The sequence below is a fragment of the Streptomyces sp. NPDC019890 genome (genome assembly GCF_044903445.1).
Lineage (GTDB): Bacteria > Actinomycetota > Actinomycetes > Streptomycetales > Streptomycetaceae > Streptomyces.
Genome location: NZ_JBJDQK010000010.1, coordinates 121,289 through 137,440, shown reverse-complemented (window position 1 = coordinate 137,440; position 16,152 = coordinate 121,289). Strand labels below are relative to the sequence as shown.

At 70.8% G+C, this 16,152-nt stretch carries 11 protein-coding genes and 1 pseudogene; 6 read left to right on the top strand and 6 right to left on the bottom strand.

Features of this window, described 5'->3' with window-relative positions; all coding sequences use genetic code 11:
* Window positions 1-19 precede the first annotated feature (19 nt).
* The 3 genes from ACI2LP_RS25730 to ACI2LP_RS25720 form a co-directional block, all read right to left on the bottom strand.
* Window positions 20-3,202, bottom strand: coding sequence for a carboxyl transferase domain-containing protein (locus tag ACI2LP_RS25730; protein WP_404726864.1), 3,183 nt, complete (start codon window positions 3,200-3,202; stop codon window positions 20-22).
* A gap of 49 nt (window positions 3,203-3,251) precedes the next feature.
* Window positions 3,252-3,947 (bottom strand): HAD family hydrolase, encoded by a 696-nt coding sequence (locus ACI2LP_RS25725; RefSeq protein WP_404726863.1) that lies wholly within the window; start codon window positions 3,945-3,947, stop codon window positions 3,252-3,254.
* 62 nt (window positions 3,948-4,009) lie between these two features.
* On the bottom strand, window positions 4,010-4,492 hold the full coding sequence (locus tag ACI2LP_RS25720) for an Lrp/AsnC family transcriptional regulator (RefSeq protein WP_404726862.1): 483 nt from the start codon (window positions 4,490-4,492) through the stop codon (window positions 4,010-4,012).
* 132 nt (window positions 4,493-4,624) lie between these two features.
* Between ACI2LP_RS25720 and ACI2LP_RS25715 the strand changes: the two genes are divergently transcribed.
* A complete protein-coding gene (locus ACI2LP_RS25715) occupies window positions 4,625-5,407 on the top strand; it encodes a trypsin-like peptidase domain-containing protein (protein ID WP_404726861.1) in 783 nt (260 codons plus the stop codon).
* Between the two features lie 10 nt (window positions 5,408-5,417).
* Here the strand turns inward: ACI2LP_RS25715 and ACI2LP_RS25710 are convergent, their stop codons facing one another.
* Complete coding sequence (locus ACI2LP_RS25710) at window positions 5,418-6,209, bottom strand: septum formation family protein (RefSeq protein ID WP_404726860.1); 792 nt, start codon at window positions 6,207-6,209, stop codon at window positions 5,418-5,420.
* Between the two features lie 237 nt (window positions 6,210-6,446).
* Here ACI2LP_RS25710 and ACI2LP_RS25705 point away from each other — a divergent pair, with 237 nt between their 5' ends.
* Genes ACI2LP_RS25705 through ACI2LP_RS25690 form a run of 4 tightly spaced genes read left to right on the top strand, consistent with a single transcriptional unit; the run spans window position 6,447 to window position 14,531 of the window.
* Window positions 6,447-9,020 (top strand): hypothetical protein, encoded by a 2,574-nt coding sequence (locus ACI2LP_RS25705; protein ID WP_404726859.1) that lies wholly within the window; start codon window positions 6,447-6,449, stop codon window positions 9,018-9,020.
* On the top strand, window positions 9,017-12,442 hold the full coding sequence (locus tag ACI2LP_RS25700) for a hypothetical protein (protein WP_404726858.1): 3,426 nt from the start codon (window positions 9,017-9,019) through the stop codon (window positions 12,440-12,442). Before ACI2LP_RS25705 ends, ACI2LP_RS25700 begins: the two co-directional genes overlap by 4 nt.
* Window positions 12,439-13,596: a hypothetical protein gene (locus ACI2LP_RS25695; protein ID WP_404726857.1), complete on the top strand. Its 1,158-nt coding sequence runs from the start codon at window positions 12,439-12,441 to the stop codon at window positions 13,594-13,596. The genes ACI2LP_RS25700 and ACI2LP_RS25695 overlap by 4 nt, the downstream gene beginning before the upstream one ends.
* Window positions 13,593-14,531, top strand: a complete 939-nt coding sequence (locus tag ACI2LP_RS25690; protein WP_404726856.1) for a hypothetical protein — start codon at window positions 13,593-13,595, stop codon at window positions 14,529-14,531. The genes ACI2LP_RS25695 and ACI2LP_RS25690 overlap by 4 nt, the downstream gene beginning before the upstream one ends.
* A 49-nt stretch (window positions 14,532-14,580) precedes the next feature.
* Here the strand turns inward: ACI2LP_RS25690 and ACI2LP_RS25685 are convergent, their stop codons facing one another.
* The gene (locus tag ACI2LP_RS25685) at window positions 14,581-15,129 is read right to left on the bottom strand and encodes a DUF1062 domain-containing protein (RefSeq protein WP_404726855.1); all 549 of its coding nucleotides are present in this window, start codon (window positions 15,127-15,129) and stop codon (window positions 14,581-14,583) included.
* Window positions 15,130-15,344: 215 nt separating this feature from the next.
* A pseudogene (locus tag ACI2LP_RS25680) lies at window positions 15,345-15,443 on the bottom strand (IS5/IS1182 family transposase); the annotation flags it as partial.
* Between the two features lie 296 nt (window positions 15,444-15,739).
* Between ACI2LP_RS25680 and ACI2LP_RS25675 the strand changes: the two are divergent.
* A partial coding sequence (locus tag ACI2LP_RS25675) for a PAS domain-containing protein (protein WP_404727015.1) occupies window positions 15,740-16,152 on the top strand: 413 nt, incomplete at its 3' end.

Genomic DNA, 16,152 nt, shown 5'->3' with positions numbered 1-16,152 from the left:
CGCCCGTCAGGTCTCGGGGCTACCAGGTGTCGACATACGGCCGGCGCGTCGTCCCGTCCTGCTGTGGCGACCAGCCGTCCAGCGCCGCCAGGATCCAGCGCCGAGAGTCCGCCGGGTCGATCACCGCGTCGATCTCCAGCGCGGCCGCCGCGTTGACCGCCTTGCCGTGTTCGTACAGCTCGGCGACGCGTGCCTCGAAGGCCCGCTGCCGCTCCCCGGGGTCCTCGATCGCGGCGAGTTCGCTGCGGTAGCCGAGCCGGACCGCGCCCTCCAGGCCCATGCCGCCGAGCTCACCGCTCGGCCAGGCCGCGGTGGCCAGCGGCGCCCGGGTCGAACCGCCCATCATGGCCATCGCGCCCAGTCCGTACGCCTTCCGCAGGATGAGACAGACCAGCGGCACGGCGAGATGGGCGCCCGTCACGAAGAGCCGGGAGAAGTGACGTACGGTCGCGGTCTTTTCGGCATCCGGGCCCACCATGAAACCGGGTGTGTCACAGAGTGAGACGACCGGAAGACCATGGGCGTCGCACAGCTGGAGGAAGCGGGCGGCCTTGTCGGCGGCGTCGCTGTCGATCGCGCCGCCCAGATGGCCGGGGTTGTTGGCGATCAGGCCCATCGGCCGGCCCTCGATGCGGACGAGCGCGGTGACGATGCCCGTCCCGAAACCGCGGCGCAGCTCCAGCACCGAACCGGTGTCCGCGAGCGCGTCGACGGCGGCCCGGATGTCGTAGGCACGACGTCGGTTCTCGGGGACGGCGTGGCGCAGCCGGCGCGGGTCGGGGGAGTCCCAACTCCTGTGCGTGCCTTGGAAGTACGAGAGGTACTGGCGTGCCACCCGCACCGCCTCCGGCTCGTCGGCGACCGCGATGTCCACCACGCCGTTCGGCACCTGCACCGAGAGCGGGCCGACCTCCTCGGGCCGGTGCACCCCGAGGCCGCCGCCCTCGATCATCGCCGGGCCGCCCATGCCGATCGTCGCCTCCGGCGTCGCGATCACCACATCGCAGCAGCCCAGTAGTGCGGCATTGCCCGCGAAACAGCGACCGGAGGCGATGCCCACCAGCGGCACCAGACCACTGAGCCGTCCCATCTGGTGAAACGTCATGAGATCGAGGCCCGCGACCGCCGTGGTGTCGGTGTCGCCGGGCCGCCCGCCGCCGCCCTCCGCGAACAGCACCACCGGAAGCCGTCGCCGCTCGGCGAGCTGCAGCATCCGGTCGGTCTTGCGGTGGTTCTGGTGCCCCTGGGTGCCCGCGAGCACCGTGTAGTCGTACGACATCGCCACGCACGGCGTTCCGTCGACCGTTCCGGTTCCGGTGACCATGCCGTCTGCCGGCGTCGAGACGATCAGGTCCTCCAGGGAGCGGCGGCGGCGCTGTGCGGCGATGGCGAGCGCCCCGAACTCCGTGAAGCTGCCGGGGTCGCACAGTGCGTCGATGTTCTCGCGGGCCGTACGGCGGCCGGTGCGACGGCGCTTGGCGACCGCGTCGGGCCGGTTCTCGTCGAGGCCGATCGCCTGGCGGTGCAGCGCCTCGGCGAGATCCGGCCGTACGGCGTCGAGGTCGACGACTGCCTCGATCGACCCGCCCTCGGCGGGCTCGCTCCCGGCGGGGGCGAGCAGTACCAGGGGCTGTCCCTCGGCCGCCGTGTCGCCGACCCCTGCCCGTACAGCCCTTATGGTCCCGGCCGCGCCCGCCGCGATGACGTGCTCCATCTTCATCGCTTCGAGGACCAGCAGTTGCTGCCCGGCGCGCACCGCGTCCCCGGCGGCGACCGTGACGCTGACGACGGTGCCGCTCATCGGCGCGGTCACCGTGGACGCGTCGGCGTCTGCGATGGTGTGCACGCCGGCGTCCGCGGCGCTCTGTACGTCGGCGAGACGCTGTTCGACGAAGCCGGTGTCCGTGCCGCCCGCTGCGAAGTCCGGATGGCCAAGCACCGCCCGGAGCAACGGAATCCCGGTCCGTACGCCCTCCACGGCGAACTCACCGAGCGCCCGCGTCGTCCGCTCGCACGCCGCCGTGAAACCCGCTCCCGCCGGGACCCGCGCGATCACCTTCGCGAGCAGCGGGTCGTACCGGGTGCCCGTCGTCAGTCCGGTGCGCGTCGCCGTGTCCACCCGTACGCCGGGGCCCGTCGGCACCTCGAAGCGGGTCAGTGTCCCGGGCTCCTCGGCGTACACCCGCGCCTGCACGGCGAATCCGCGGGGCGGCGGTGGCTCCCCGAGCCCCAGCGAAGCGAGCGTGTCGCCCTGCGCCAGGCGCAGTTGTGCCGAGACCAGGTCGACGCCCGTCACCTCCTCGGTGACGGTGTGCTCCACCTGGAGCCGCGGGTTGGCCTCGATGAAGTGGAACTCCTCACCCGCGAGAAGGAATTCGAAGGTCGTCAGCCCGGTGACACCGGCCTTGCGCGCCATCCGCAGCGCCGCGTCGAGCAGCCGGGTCCGCAACCGTTCGGGCAGCGCGGGCGCCGGGGCGATCTCGATCAGCTTCTGGTGGCGTCGCTGGGCGCTGCAGTCCCGCTCCCACAGATGGGTCACCGCTCCGGTGGTGTCACCGAGGATCTGCACTTCGATGTGGCGCGCGCCCTCCAGCAACCGCTCGACATACAACTCGCCCCGCTCGAAGGACTGCTGGGCCTCCGACCGGCAGCGTTCCCACGCCGGTGCCAGTTCGGCGGCCGCGCGCACCGCCCGCATGCCGCGCCCGCCGCCACCGCCGACGGCCTTCACCATCACCGCCCCGCCCGGCCCGAGCCCCGCGAGGAACGCCCGGGCCTCGTCCAGGCCGGTCGCCCCTCGCGTCCCGGCGAGTACGGGTACGCCGACCTGCTCGGCCAGCTCCCGGGCCCGCGCCTTGTCGCCGAACAGCCCCAGCACCTCGGGCGAGGGACCCACGAAGCCGATTCCGGCCCCGGCGCAGCGCGCCGCGAAGCCGGCGTCCTCGCTGAGGAACCCGTAGCCGGGATGCAGCAGCGCGCACCGCGCCCGCCGCGCCGCGGCCAGCATCGCGTCGCCGTCCAGATAGGCGGTGGGCCCCGATCCGGGCAGCGGCAGTGCCTCGTCGGCCAGTCGGACATGAGGCGATGCGACGTCGTCCTCCGCGTACACGGCAGCGGTGCGCATTCCGGCCTCGGCGGCGGCTCGCAGTACGCGTACGGCGACCTCCCCGCGATTGGCGACGAGTACGGCGGCAGAACCCATGAGCCCCTCCCGAACAGACCGGACCGGTGGCCGACAGGCTACGGCCGCATCAGGAGGACGGAGTGGACGGGGTAAGCCAGTCGAAGGCGGCTCGCGCCGTGAACTCTTGCTGCCCGCCGGCGAAGAGCAGCCCCGCCGTCAGGAACGCGGGATCAGCGGCCGTGGCCGGGACATACGGCACGGCGATGCAGCGCATACCGGCGGCGTGCGCTGCCGCCGCCCCGGGCGGCGCGTCCTCCAGCACCACGCAGTCGGCGGGAGCGGCGCCCAGTCGGCGCGCGGCCTCCAGGAAGACATCGGGCTCCGGCTTCCCGTGCGCGACCTCCTCGGCGGAGACGACGGTGGAGATGAACGCGTCCAGACGGGTGCCCGCCAGAACCGCCTCGATGGCGTCGCGGGAGGAGCCGGAGGCCACCGCCATCGGCACACCCTCGGAGTGCAGCAGCTCCACGAACTTCCGCATCTCGGGGAAGACGTCCGTCGAGGCGCGCGCCAGCTCCAGGTAGTGGCGGTTCTTCCCGGCCAGCAGTTCGTCGACAGGCGCCTCGATCCCGTACTCCTCGCGCAGCACCTCCAGGGTCTCCCGCGTCCCGATGCCGATGAACCGGGTGTGGTTCTCCCAGCTGAAGCCGGTCACGCCGTGCTGGGCCAGCAGCCTGCGGCCCGCCTCGTAGTAGTTCGGCTCGCTGTCCACGAGTGTGCCGTCGAGATCGAAGATGACCGAAAGGGTGCGCGCATTGCTCATACGCTCAGCATGCCAAGGAGCGGGCGACGTCCGCCCCCGGTGCCGCTCGGCGGCCGCCGCGTTCAGCGAGACGTGCCCGCCGACCGGCCCACCGACTCCACCAGCGGCAGCAGCCGGTGCGGCACCCGTTCGCGCAGCGCCATCTCCGTACGCGTACGCACCACGCCGGGCAGCTGGATCAGCTGCTGGATGACGTCCTCGAGGTGTCCGTTGTCCCGGGCCGCGACCCGGGTCAGCAGATCCCCGCCGCCGGTGATCGAGAAGGCCTCGATGATCTCCGGTACGGCGGCGAGCGCATCGCCGACCTCGTCCAGATGCCCCTGGGTGACCTCGATGTGGACGAAGGCCAGCACCGGATGGCCCAGCGCGGCGGGCGAGAGACAGGGCCCCGTGCCGGTGATCACGCCATCCCGCTCCAGCCGGTCGATCCTGGCCTGCACGGTGCCGCGGGCGATGCCCAGGATCCGGGCGTACTCGCGCACGCTGGTGCGAGGCTGCTCAATCAGCAGCCGTAGGATCCGGGTGTCGAGCGCGTCCACCGCCATGGTCCGTTGGCCTCCTTCTGGTGCGGTATCTCCTCGCTCGACAGTACCAATGGCACACCCTTCGGCGATCTGGTTGAGCACGGACATGACGGCCTAGCCTGGGAGACACGGTCCAGTCCGGGGGGAATGGTCATGAGGCTGAGCGCGGCGCGGCGAATGGCAGCGGATCTCAAGGGCGGGGCGGCCCCGCTGATACTTGTCACCGCCGGTGTGTTCGCCGGTCTGGCACCCGTGATGGGTCTGGATACCTGGGTGTCGCCCGCGGCGGCGGTGATCGCGGTGCTGTCCGGCGCCAATGTGCTCCGCACCGATGTCCTCGCCCCGATGCGCGCCCGGGCCGTGTCGCGTGCCGTCCGTCCCTTCCTGAGCGGACCGGAGAACGGCCCGTTCCACAGCACTGCGAATGCGCTCCAGATCGGCAAGGGCGTCTGGGCCGCGCCCGCCCATGTCACGCACGAACTGGGCGCGTACCGCGTCAAGTTGCCCGACGGCGGGACCCTGGAACTCTCGCTCGCCCATCTGAGCACCGAGCACGACATCGCGGTGTTCCACTCGTCCGCCGGCTGGCCCTGGGTGGCGAAGCCGCAGTGGGACATGCCCGAACCGGGCGACAGGGCAACGCTGGTGGGGTGGCTCGTCGGGGGAGCCGTGTCGACCGTACAGGCGTCGCTCGATCTCACCGTCCAGGAGTCGCAGGAGCCCGGGTTGGTCACCATGCTGGGTCCGGCACCGCCGCCCGGATCGTCGGGGTCCGCGGTGATCGCCGCGCGGACCGGCCGCGCGGTGGGCATCCTGACCGGTGTCGGTGCGCTCGACCGGCAGCGTGATGTGCCGGACGCGGGGAGCACGGGGATCGTGTTGGGAGTGCGGTTGGCCGTCATCCCGGACCGGTTCCGCTCACCCGCCGGGAGTTGAGCGGCAGCTCTCAGCCGCTGCGGCCGAGCCAGTCCTCCTGGAGCGCGCTCCCGTCGATGGTCTTCAGGAGGCAGATGACCGTGCGGTCCCCGTTCGCCCAGGTGGATCTGCCGGGCGTCACCTTGCCGTAGGTGAGCAGCTCTTCGTCCTCGGCAGGCCAGTCCCGGGAGGCCAGGTAGTAGGCGTCCCAGCACAGGCCGTCCGCCTCTTCTGCGACCACGTCCTCGCCCGGATACTCCGCACGGTCCTCAAGGGTCGCCAAGTCGAGTGTCTGCCGCTCGTGTTCACCGTCGCACGGGACGATCACGTAGAAATTGGTGCTCGACGCCGAGTCGACGCAGTCCCCCACGGACAGGTCGTCGACGTACACCTCCTGCGTCTCCGTGGGTGAGGGTTCGTCGTCCTCAGTGGGTGAAGGTTCTTCCGGGGACGACGAATCCGGGGGATCGATCGGCTCATAGGGCTCGCTGGTCGTCTCCTGGGGTTCGCTGGTCGTCGGTGTGATGTCGTCGCCCGGCTCATCGAGGATGCCTGCGCTGACGCCGGCGCTGTCGTCGGGGCCGGGTTGGCCACTCTGGGTGAACAGCAGGGCAGCTGTGGTGATGCCCGCGACCGCGACCAGCACCGCCCCGACAGGCAGCCAGCGGCGCCGGGGCCCGCGCGGTGGCGGGGAGTCCTCCGTGAAGTGCGCGTCCACGGTGGGGTGTTCGGCGCGCCGATACGGAACCTGCTCGCCGGGCCAGGGCCAGTACGGCGGCTCCTGCCGCGGCTCTTCGGGTGGTTGGGCATCAGGCGGTGCCATGCACTCATGGTGCACGGCCGCCCGGCTTCGTCGCGGGGACATGGTGAAGAAATGCGGAGGAAGTTCTTGATCCTTACAAAGGCGAAGATTCTTTTCTCATCCGGTTCTCTTCGGGCATTCCAGAGCTCTACGGTAGGTGCCCCCACCACTCGGGGGCGGATCGTGCGCCGGCCGTGGGAGCGGCCGGCGGGGGGCGGGAGGTTCGGCGTGTCCTTGGGGGAGCTGGCACGGTGCGCGTTGGACGCGTCAGACCTGATCGAACTGCTCATACGTCATCAACCGGTCGGGGCCGGCAGCGACCCGGCCGTACGAAGCGCCCATCGACGGGCCCTCGAAGCGCTGCGGCAGGCCGCGGAGAGCGCGCGGTCCCCGTTCGGCATCGGGCTGGCCGGTGAGCTGAGCGCCGGAAAGTCGCTGCTGCTGGGACTGCTCCTCGGCCTGCCCGAGCTGCTCCCGGTCGGCGACGAAGCGGTCACCGGCAATGTCACAGTCATCCACGCCAAGGCGGCGGGGCCGGAGGTCCGCGCATCCTCCGAATCGGCTGTACGCGTCGAGTACTTCACCGAGCCGCAGGCGCTCGCCTATCTTCGGCACCTGCGCGACGCCATTGCCGACAAGGCCCAGGAGGGCGGCCTGGACCCGCGGACGGCAGCGCAGCTTCGGCAGGTGGAGTTCCAGGAACCCGACTGCCGGGAGCTGGTTCACTTCCGCGATGCGCACCTCAGCGGAGACCTGGCCAAAGCGATGGCGGGAGTGCTCGGCGAACTCGACCTGATGGACGAGGCGTTGAACCGGGCTCGTGCGCTCGGCCGCCCGCTGCTCGGCTTCACGGCGGAGCTCAACGAGACGCTGGCCCGGTCGGCGGTCGTCCTGCCCGGTCCTGCCGAATACCGGGCGCTGGACCCCCGCACCGTGGGCAACGGGATCACCGCCGAACTGCTCAGGGCGACCCTGCCGCTCGTCCGCAGGGTCGTCCGGGAAGTCCAGGTAGCCCCGTCCGTATGGGACTTGAACGACTTCCCCGGCGGGGAGCTGCTTCTTCTCGACTTCCCCGGGCTGAACAACGCCTTCAGTGCCGTACGGGACCAGTACGTCTGCGGGGCGGAGCTGCGCTCGGTGCACACGCTGCTGATCCTGCTCAAGACCACGGGCGGCGCCACGGACACGCCGGAGCGCATCATGCGCATGTGGCAGGCCGCGCAGCGGCCCGACGCGATGGAGAACTCCGTGCTCGCGGTGATCAGTCGCTTCCACGAACTGCGGGTGAGCGAGGCGACACTGGGGCCCTATCTGGTGTACGACGGCCAGCCGCTGACCCGGGACCGGTTCCTCGACGGGACCCCGGCGCTGCGGGACCTGCTCGCCGGCGCGGGGCGCCTGGTGGCGCGGGGACGCGACGACCGGATCGTCCTCACCTCCGCGATGCGGGCGCTGAGCGTCGGCGGCTGGCGCGAAAGGGTCGGCAAGGACTTCTGGGACGCGCGCCACCTGGAAACCCAGCTGCCACTTGCCGATCAGTCGGCCGCGTTATGGCTGGCGGCCGGCACGCGGCTGGAGACCGACGACGTGGGCAGCGGTCTCGGCCGGATGCTCACGGCCTTCGCGGACGACGGCGGTCTGGCGCGGCTGCGCCGCTGCCTGTTCGACCATGTGACAGAACACGGAGTGGCCCTGCGGATGGGCCAGTTCGCCGACCGGCGCACCAACGCGGCGCAGGCGCTCAAGGAGCTGCATGCCGCACTGGAGGCGTCCGGAGGCCAGGGCCGTGCGGACCACCGCGCCGAGACCGAGGTACGCCGACGGCTCACGGGGCTGATCTCCGTGTGGTCGACGGTGCGGGACACGGCCGGTACGGAACTTCTCGACGCACGGCGCCTGCACCGGCAGTGGGAGGGCACCACACCGGGCGCGACCCTTCTTGAAGAGGTGGAGCGGGACGCGGCGGAGAAGGTCTACGCCTGGCCGTCCTGGGGCCGGTTGCTCGACGCCGTGCACGAAGAGCATGTGGACCCCCGGTATCTGCTGAGCGACCGCCCCGCGCCGCTGCGCACGGATGAACTCTTCGCGGACTTCCGTGACTCGTGCCGGGAGATCGAATCCCGCAACGCCGGGCGACTGCTGGCGGCGGTGGAGGCATGGCTCCTCGCCCATCAGCAGCGCGTGGTCCAGGTGGCGCGCGAGCTGGGCACGGTGATCACCCCTGAGGCCTTCGAGCAGCTGCGCTCCGGCCCCGACGGACCAGCGCTCGTTCGCCGGTTGTCGCGTGCGACGTCCTTCCAGTGGCTGCGGGACGAGGCGGAGAAGGTCCTCCATGACGCGTCGGCCCCGGGCACCGGAGGGGACGAGGACGAACTGCGGGACCGCTTCCCGCTGCGGATGGGCCACCTGCTTCCCTGGCACCCCGACAGCCCGTTCGGCTCCAGCGCGGACTCGGCGGCCCGGCACCAGACCGCGATAGCGCGTCATCGGCGGGACCTGACGGCGATGGTGCTCCACCGGTCGCTGACCAGGCTGGCGGCAACTCAGCGCACCGTGTCGAAGCGGCTCAGGGACGAGACGGACTCCTTCATCGCCGAGCTGCGTGCGGGGCAGTTGGCCCAGGCCCTGGTCACCGCCGTCGCGGGCGGCACCTCCGGGGAGCCGGGATCGGCGCAGTTCATGGAGCAACTGCGGCTGCTCGCCGACGTATCCGTCTACTCATGGCAACGCGGCGCATGGGACTCCGGTCCGGCCGGATCGCCGTTCGGCGCCGCCGTCGACCCGGACAGCGCACAGTACGGGGACGTGTTCCACGGGGGAGGAATGCCATGACACTCGATCTCGGATTCGTCGGCGGTAACGGCCAGGGCGTCACGAGCCTGCGGCCCGACGCCCAAGGGCAGTACCGGCTGCCCGCCGTGCGGCTGTACCTGGGCGAGCCCGGCGCCGCCCCCATCTGGGTGGAGCGGTTCACCTGCCGGGCGGACGGTCTGCCTCCGGCAAGCGGGGCGTCGGCCGAGGATTGGGGCGCCCGCCTGGCAGCCGCATGGGGGAGCGTCGACCCCAGCGGGCGCCGACTCGACCGGACGCTCGACGTACAGGCGCCGCCGGTCGCCCATCCGGGCTTTGTGAGCACCGACGGCCGGGCGTGGGTCCGGCTCGTGTGCGAGGTGGAGTACTTCCACATCGACCGGCTGACCGGCCGTGAGATCAGGGGCATCCCCTATCGGGCAACTGCGGAAACCGCGGTGTCGTTCGCGGCGCCCGAGGCGGTGCCGCCGAGCGGCCCCGCCGCGCGGAGCGCGACAGATGTGCCGCAGCCCCCGGCATGGCAGCCTCACCAGCGCCCCGAGCCCGCCGAGTCCGAGGACGGCGAGTACCTCGGGCATGCCGCGATCGACTACGGAACGTCGAACTCGACCGTGACGCTGTACGACGCCTTGATCCACGTCAAGCAGCCCTTCTCACCGGCGCAGGTGGAGCGCCTGCGCGCGGGGCTGCTGGCCCAGGTACTGGGCGAGCCGTACCCGGACATCGTCGTCGGCGAGTGGGAGTCCGTACTGGCTCTCGCCGCCGCCGGGATGGAAGGCGGCGGCACACCGGAGCCGGCGGGGCTCGCCGACCGCATCCGCTCGGAGACCGGTGCCCAGGGCCTGTTCCGGCTGTGCCTGCTCCTGGAGCAGCGGCTCCCGGACTGCTCCAATCTGCTCCGTACCGAACTGGCGCTGCGTCTGCACCGTTGTTACGACGCGGCCTTCGCCGAGCCGCCGCTGGAGCAGATGCGGCTGTTCCCCGTCGAACTCGGCGACGGCACGGCAGATGTGTCCAGTCGTCTCGAGGTGCTGGCGACGAACCCGCTCACCGTGCGCCTGGGCGAACCGGAGCGGCTTCCGGGCTCGGCGACGACGTTGTCCGGCATCGCGCCGAAGGCACCCCTCGCAACCTTCCGCGGACTGAAGTTACGGCTGGGCAATCCGCGGACGATCGACGAACTGCCCGGTCGTCCGCCCCTCACCTCGGACGCCCTGATCCAGTCCGCGCTGGCCTTTCTGATCGAACGGGCCAACCGCTACATCGCCGGGCAGGCCCACGGCCGGCTCGGCTCCGGAAGACTCAACGACGTGGTGCTGACCTATCCGACCGTCGCCACCCCGGACGTCCGGCGCAGGCTCAAGTCGCTCGTGTCCGACGGGCTGGGCGTGGGCCGCGTGTCCATGCACTTCGACGAGGCCATCGCGGCCGTCATGTTCTTTGTGATGAGGGACTTCGGCGGCGACCTCAACATCGGAGTCGAGGCATTCCGCGCCCGCTCCCGCCCCGCCGGACAGGGGGCGACCTGGACGCAGAACATCCTCGCCCTGGACGTCGGCGGCGGCACCTGCGACATGGCGCTGCTGACCCTGTCCCTGCGGGACACCACACCGCTCGACGTGCTCGCCCGCTCCGACGCGGACCGACTGGGCCGGCACTACACGCTCACCCCGACCATCCGCGGGTCGAGCGGCCACACCAGGCTCGGCGGCGATCTGCTCACCCTCACGGTCTTCCACTGGCTGAAGTCCGAACTCGCGGACCGCCTGATCGCGCTGCACCCCGAGCGCTTCCGTTCGGAGCTGCAGGCCGCCAAGGCCGGCCACCTCGACGAGGCGGGCCACTACATACCGGGACGGCTGGCGGCCCATGCCCGCGCCCAGCAGCCGGAACTGCAGGCCACGGCCCGGCGACTGGCGGAGGCCGCGGTGCCGACCCGCTGGAAGAACGCGGCCGCCAGCGAACAGGACCAACGCCGCTGGACGTTCGAGCAACTGTGGAAGCTCGCCGACCAGACGAAGATCCACTTGGGTGGCTCGGCGCTCCCGGCGGGGACCGAGCCGTCGCCGATGCGCTTCGGCGAGCAGGAGCTCTCCGGTCTGCTGGACAGCCTCGGCTGGGGGCCCACCGGCGCCGGGCCACGCCCCGGCGAATCCATCGCGTTCGAACTGGACGCGGCCGGATTCCGGGAGCTCGTCGAGCCGCATCTGAGGAATGTCGCCGACCTCGCGGACGGGATGCTGCGAGGACGGCTGCTGAAGGACGAACCGCTGGACCGGGTGGTGCTCACCGGGAAGACCAGCGCGATGCCGCTGGTGCGCGATGTGCTGGTGAGCCGACTGGGGCGGGGTCGGAAACTTGACTGGGATCCGGCGAACATCGAGGTGGAACGGGAGTACGCCAAGACGGCGACCTCGATCGGAGCCGCCTGGGCCGAGCATGTACGCCAGGCCGCGTTCACGGCCCCGGGAGCTGTCCAGGCGCTGAACGAGGGGCGCACAGTCGTCCAGATCGATGTCGAGAACCTGTTCTTCTCGCTGCCGTGCCGCTTCGAACTGGCGCTGGCGCACGGGACCGGCGACCTCTCACTGTTCCACGCGAACGATGTGCTGCACCATCTGACCCACACCCATGGGCAGCCGCCGGTCCTTGCCGTACGCATGCAGGAGACCACGGAGCTCCAGGACGCCGTGCGGATCGTCCGGGTCAGGGAAGGCGCGGAGAACATCACCTGGGGCCAGTTCAAGTGCCCCGAGCCGGGACGTCCGCTTCCCGGGGGCCCGCCGGACGCGGTCCTCGACGCGCGCGTGTGGCCGGGACGGATCAGGGTCCGCTACGAGATCACCGTCGACCTGGAGGTGTTCGCCTACTTCTCCCACGGCGAACCGCACTTCACGGTCGGCTCACAGGGCCCGTCCGTCAATGTGTGGCAGCGGATGCACAAGGCGGGGCTGCTGGGCCGCGGCGATCGGCCCGAGCGCCTTCCGCTCTCGATATACGTCAACTACACCATCGCCGGGTCCGCGCAAGCCGGTGAGGGGACGGAGGTCTTCAGCGCCGGCAGCGAATTCACCGAGACGTTCCACGAGTCCGACGCCGCCGACGCACCCGTCCGCCGTGCGATGGTGAGCGGCCATCTTCCCGATCCCCCGGGATCGGGGGAGTGGGAGTTCGGGGTCGTCTCCCGCAAGAAGGACTCCGTACAGACGATCACCCTCGGCCGGCTCGCGCGGCCCCAGACCGCCCCCGGCTCACGTGCGCTCTTCGTCGCCTCGCTCGACGCCGACGGAGCGCTTCGCGTCCACGTCGCGGAAATCCCGTACTGGCAGGCACATGACCTGGTACAGGTCGAACGCGAGCCTGGGCGGGTGCTCCGGCATCTGATGACGGTCCAGGACAAGGACCGGGACGAACAAGACGATCCCTTCGCGGGCCTGCAGTGACCGCGCCGCAGCCGGACGCCGAGGCGAGCGGCCCGTGGGATCAACTGCTACGGACCGAGGGGTCGTTGATCGCCTCGGTGGCCGCCGCGGGACTCGACGGACTGCGCGGCATCCTGCGTGCCGCCCTCGCCGCCGCGCCCGCCGACGAGGGAGCTGCCGCATGCGCGGCCCTGCTCACCGAACTCGACCGGCTGCCGGATCTCAAGTTCCCGGCGCGCACAGCCCGTCAGGTGCCGTCCGGGATGTCCGCCGCCGCCTCCGCGCTCACCGCTTCCACGCTTCCGCCCATGCCGTCGCAGCCACCGCCCGCACCGGTCACCGGCATCACCGCCGTGGCCCGGGAACTGGCCATGTCCGCCCAGGTCGAGGACTTCGCGGCGGGAGCCGCACTCCCCGGCGACGATCCTGACGCCGACGGCCCGAAGGCCGACGAGGACCGGATCCGCCGCTGGTTCCACCTCACGCTGCTCAGACTGCCCGAGCGCTACGCGACGCCGTGGCGGCGCCGGGCGGCCGAGGCGGACCGGCCGGGCGAGGGCCCGTGGCGGACCCTGCGCGGCTGGGCCGACGAGGAGCTGTTGCCGCCCTCCGCGGACGGCCGGCCCGGTATACGTACCGCTCGCGAGAGCTCCGTGGAGCTGCGCGACCTCGCCGAGCTGGTGCTCGCGCTGGGCGAGTACGACGAAGCCCTGTGCCATCTGCTCGACCGGCTGTGGACGGGGGGATCCTCGCAGCTCGTGACGGACGAGGTGCGCCATGCCTACCGTGGGGAGCTGAGCCGGCGGCTGGAACTGATGGAACGCTCCGCCCAAGGCGGCTCCGAGCGCCTGCGTGCCGGTGTCTCCGCGGACGAGGCCGTCTGTTCCGTGACGCACCTGCCTCCCGGTGCCCCCGGCAGCTGGTGGCACCGTCTGGCGGAGGAGTCTCATGGCGTAGCACTCGATCTGTGCCGTGAGATGCGGGCGACGGGCCTGAACGTGGAAGCCGTACTGCCCGCCCGGCCCTACCGGGAGGCGCGCGGCCACACCCAGGGCGACGACGTCCGGCTCGGCGCCGGCGGACGACCGGGTGACACGCTGACCTGCCTGCGGCTCTGGCTGCGGGTCGACGATCAGGTGTTCCCCGGCCGCGTGGTGTACCGGGGCAAGGAATGACGGCCCCGACGCCCTGGCCGGCCAAGCAGCAGTACGCCTCGGCGGTGCGAAGGCCGGCCACCGTCTTCAGCCACCCGCGGCTGGCCGACTGCGAGATCCAGCTCAGCGCCAGTGGCATGCCGCTGACCTCCACCGGCCGTAACGCCATCGTCTTCGCGGCCCGCACCCGCGACGGAGAACGCATCGCGATCCGCTGCATGTCCCGCGAGCCCGCCTCCGGCGGCGAACGGTACCGCGCACTGGTCGCCCACCGGCACGCCAAGCCCGTCGACCACGGCAGCCCGCTGGTCGAGGCCGAGTGGGTCGAGCACGGCATCAGACTGTCGGACCGCTGGTGGCCCGTCGTCCTCATGCCCTGGGTCGAGGGCAGACTCCTGGACGAAGCCGTGGCCTCCGTCCGGGACGACCCGGCGGCCTTGTGCCACCTCGCCGGCAACTGGCGGATCGCGCTGGCGCAGCTGGCCTCCTCGCGGATCTGCCACGGCGACCTCCAGCACGGCAATGTGCTCGTCGACGACGATCTGCGTCTCGTCCTGGTCGACCTGGACGCGGTCTGGGTGCCGTTCGCCGCGCATCTGCCGCCCGCGGAGTTCGGCCACCGCAACTACCAGCATCCACACCGGGACATCAGCCACTGGGGTCCCGACGCGGACTCCTTCTCGGCTCTGGTGATCCTGCTCTCGATGCGCGCGCTCGCCGCCGACCCCGGTCTCTGGGACATCGGACGAGCCGGTGAGAACCTCCTCTTCACCCGCGAGGATCTGCTGTCCCCGGGACGCACGAAGATCTGGAAGGGCCTGCAGCGCTCTCCCGACCCCGCGGTACGACGGCTCACCGAACGCCTCGCCCAGCTGTGCACCGGGCCGGCGGCCGGCGTGCCCCCGCTGGAGGATGTCCTGCGCGCCTGCGAGGCGGGCGGCCCGCCACACGCGTAGGGCCTGACCGGCGGATCATGCCGGACAGGCCCCTGGTCCCGAGGAGGGCTCAGCGCTTGAGCGTGAAGGTGAAGTCGCCGGAGAGCTTGCCGCTCAGCCGGACTGCCGAAACGAGTTTCCCCTCCGTGATCAGTCTCTCGACCTCGGCCCGCGAAAGACCGCACCCTTCAGCGATCAGTCGCACCGGCCGGACAGGGATCCGCGCCGCAAAGCGGACCGAGACGTCGATCACCTCGCGGTCCAGGTGATCCGATCCGCCGGTGTCGAGGCGCCAGGCGTTGTCCCAGTCGAGGGCGATGCGATTACGGCGCCGCACGACCGGATCCTGGAGCAGCTCAGCCGTCAGGCCAGAGTCGTTGTCATGCAGCCGGTCCAGCAGCTCAGGTCGTACGGAGCGCACATTCATCCGCTCCAGGACCGTGAGCTTTGCAGTTTCCCCGCAAGCGGTACAGAGCGCGAGGAGCCAGGCGTCGATGAGCTTGTGGTTTGCGTTGACGCGAAATTTACCGCTTGCCCGGAAGCGCTCGGACGCGCACGCGTGGCAACGGCGGCGAACGAGCGGCAGGCAGGTGGGCACGACCACCCAGTTGTTGAGCACAGAAGTACACCGGTTTCAGTGAGAAGTCCGCAGCAGAAAGGAGCGCGGCGCACATGCGCGACGCGCGACAAATCAGCGCTCGGGAGGTCTCACAGGGTGTACAACGGCACGTCCTTGACTAGACGACTTGATTCGGCAGCACGGTAATGGCGCACAGCGGCGCTGCTCCACTGGTTTTCGAGCGCCTCACCGCCAGGTTCCATCCGGCGGATCATCGACCAGCGTCTGTGTCGTTCGTGGACGATCTTCCACGTGCCGCAACGTGCAGGCAGAGCCCGCCCGGGCACTCCGGTCCGGTCCCGGAAGAGGATCCCTAACCCATCGTGCCGGTCAGACTTCGTCACCGGGAGCGAGCAGGTTCGAGCGTTTCGGAGCCAGTAAGAAACTTGTCCACGCGAGAGTGGCGCACGTGCGCTGAGATGTCCTAAATCATTCCAACCAATAGCCAGTTGGGGCGGACATGGGCGAGATGATCAGAGCAGCACAGCCATCCGGCGGCGCCCAAGCGGCCGCCCTGGCGCAATGCCCGGATTGCATAGCAGCGCGCAAGCGCGGGCCGGGGTCAGCCGAGGATCGGTTTAGGGGGTTGCTGGAGGCGGCCCCGGACGCGATGGTCATCGTGGATGACTCGGGGACGATCAGGTTGGTGAATGCTCAGACCGAGGCGTTGTTCGGGTACCGGCGCGAAGAACTTCTCGGTCATCCGGTGGAGATGCTGGTGCCTGACCGTTTCCGTGCCCACCACACCCTGCATCGTGATGGGTACGCGGCCAACCGGCAGGTGCGGCCGATGGGGGCGGGGCTGGAACTGCATGGGGTGCGCAAGGACGGTACGGAGTTCCCGGTTGAGATCAGTCTCAGTCCCCTGGAGACTGCCGACGGTCTGCTCGTCTCCGCGGCCGTACGTGACGTCAGCGACCGCAAAGCCGCCGAGGATCGGTTTAGGGGGTTGCTGGAGGCGGCCCCGGACGCGATGGTCATCGTGGATGACTCGGGGACGATCAGGTTGGTGAATGCTCAGAC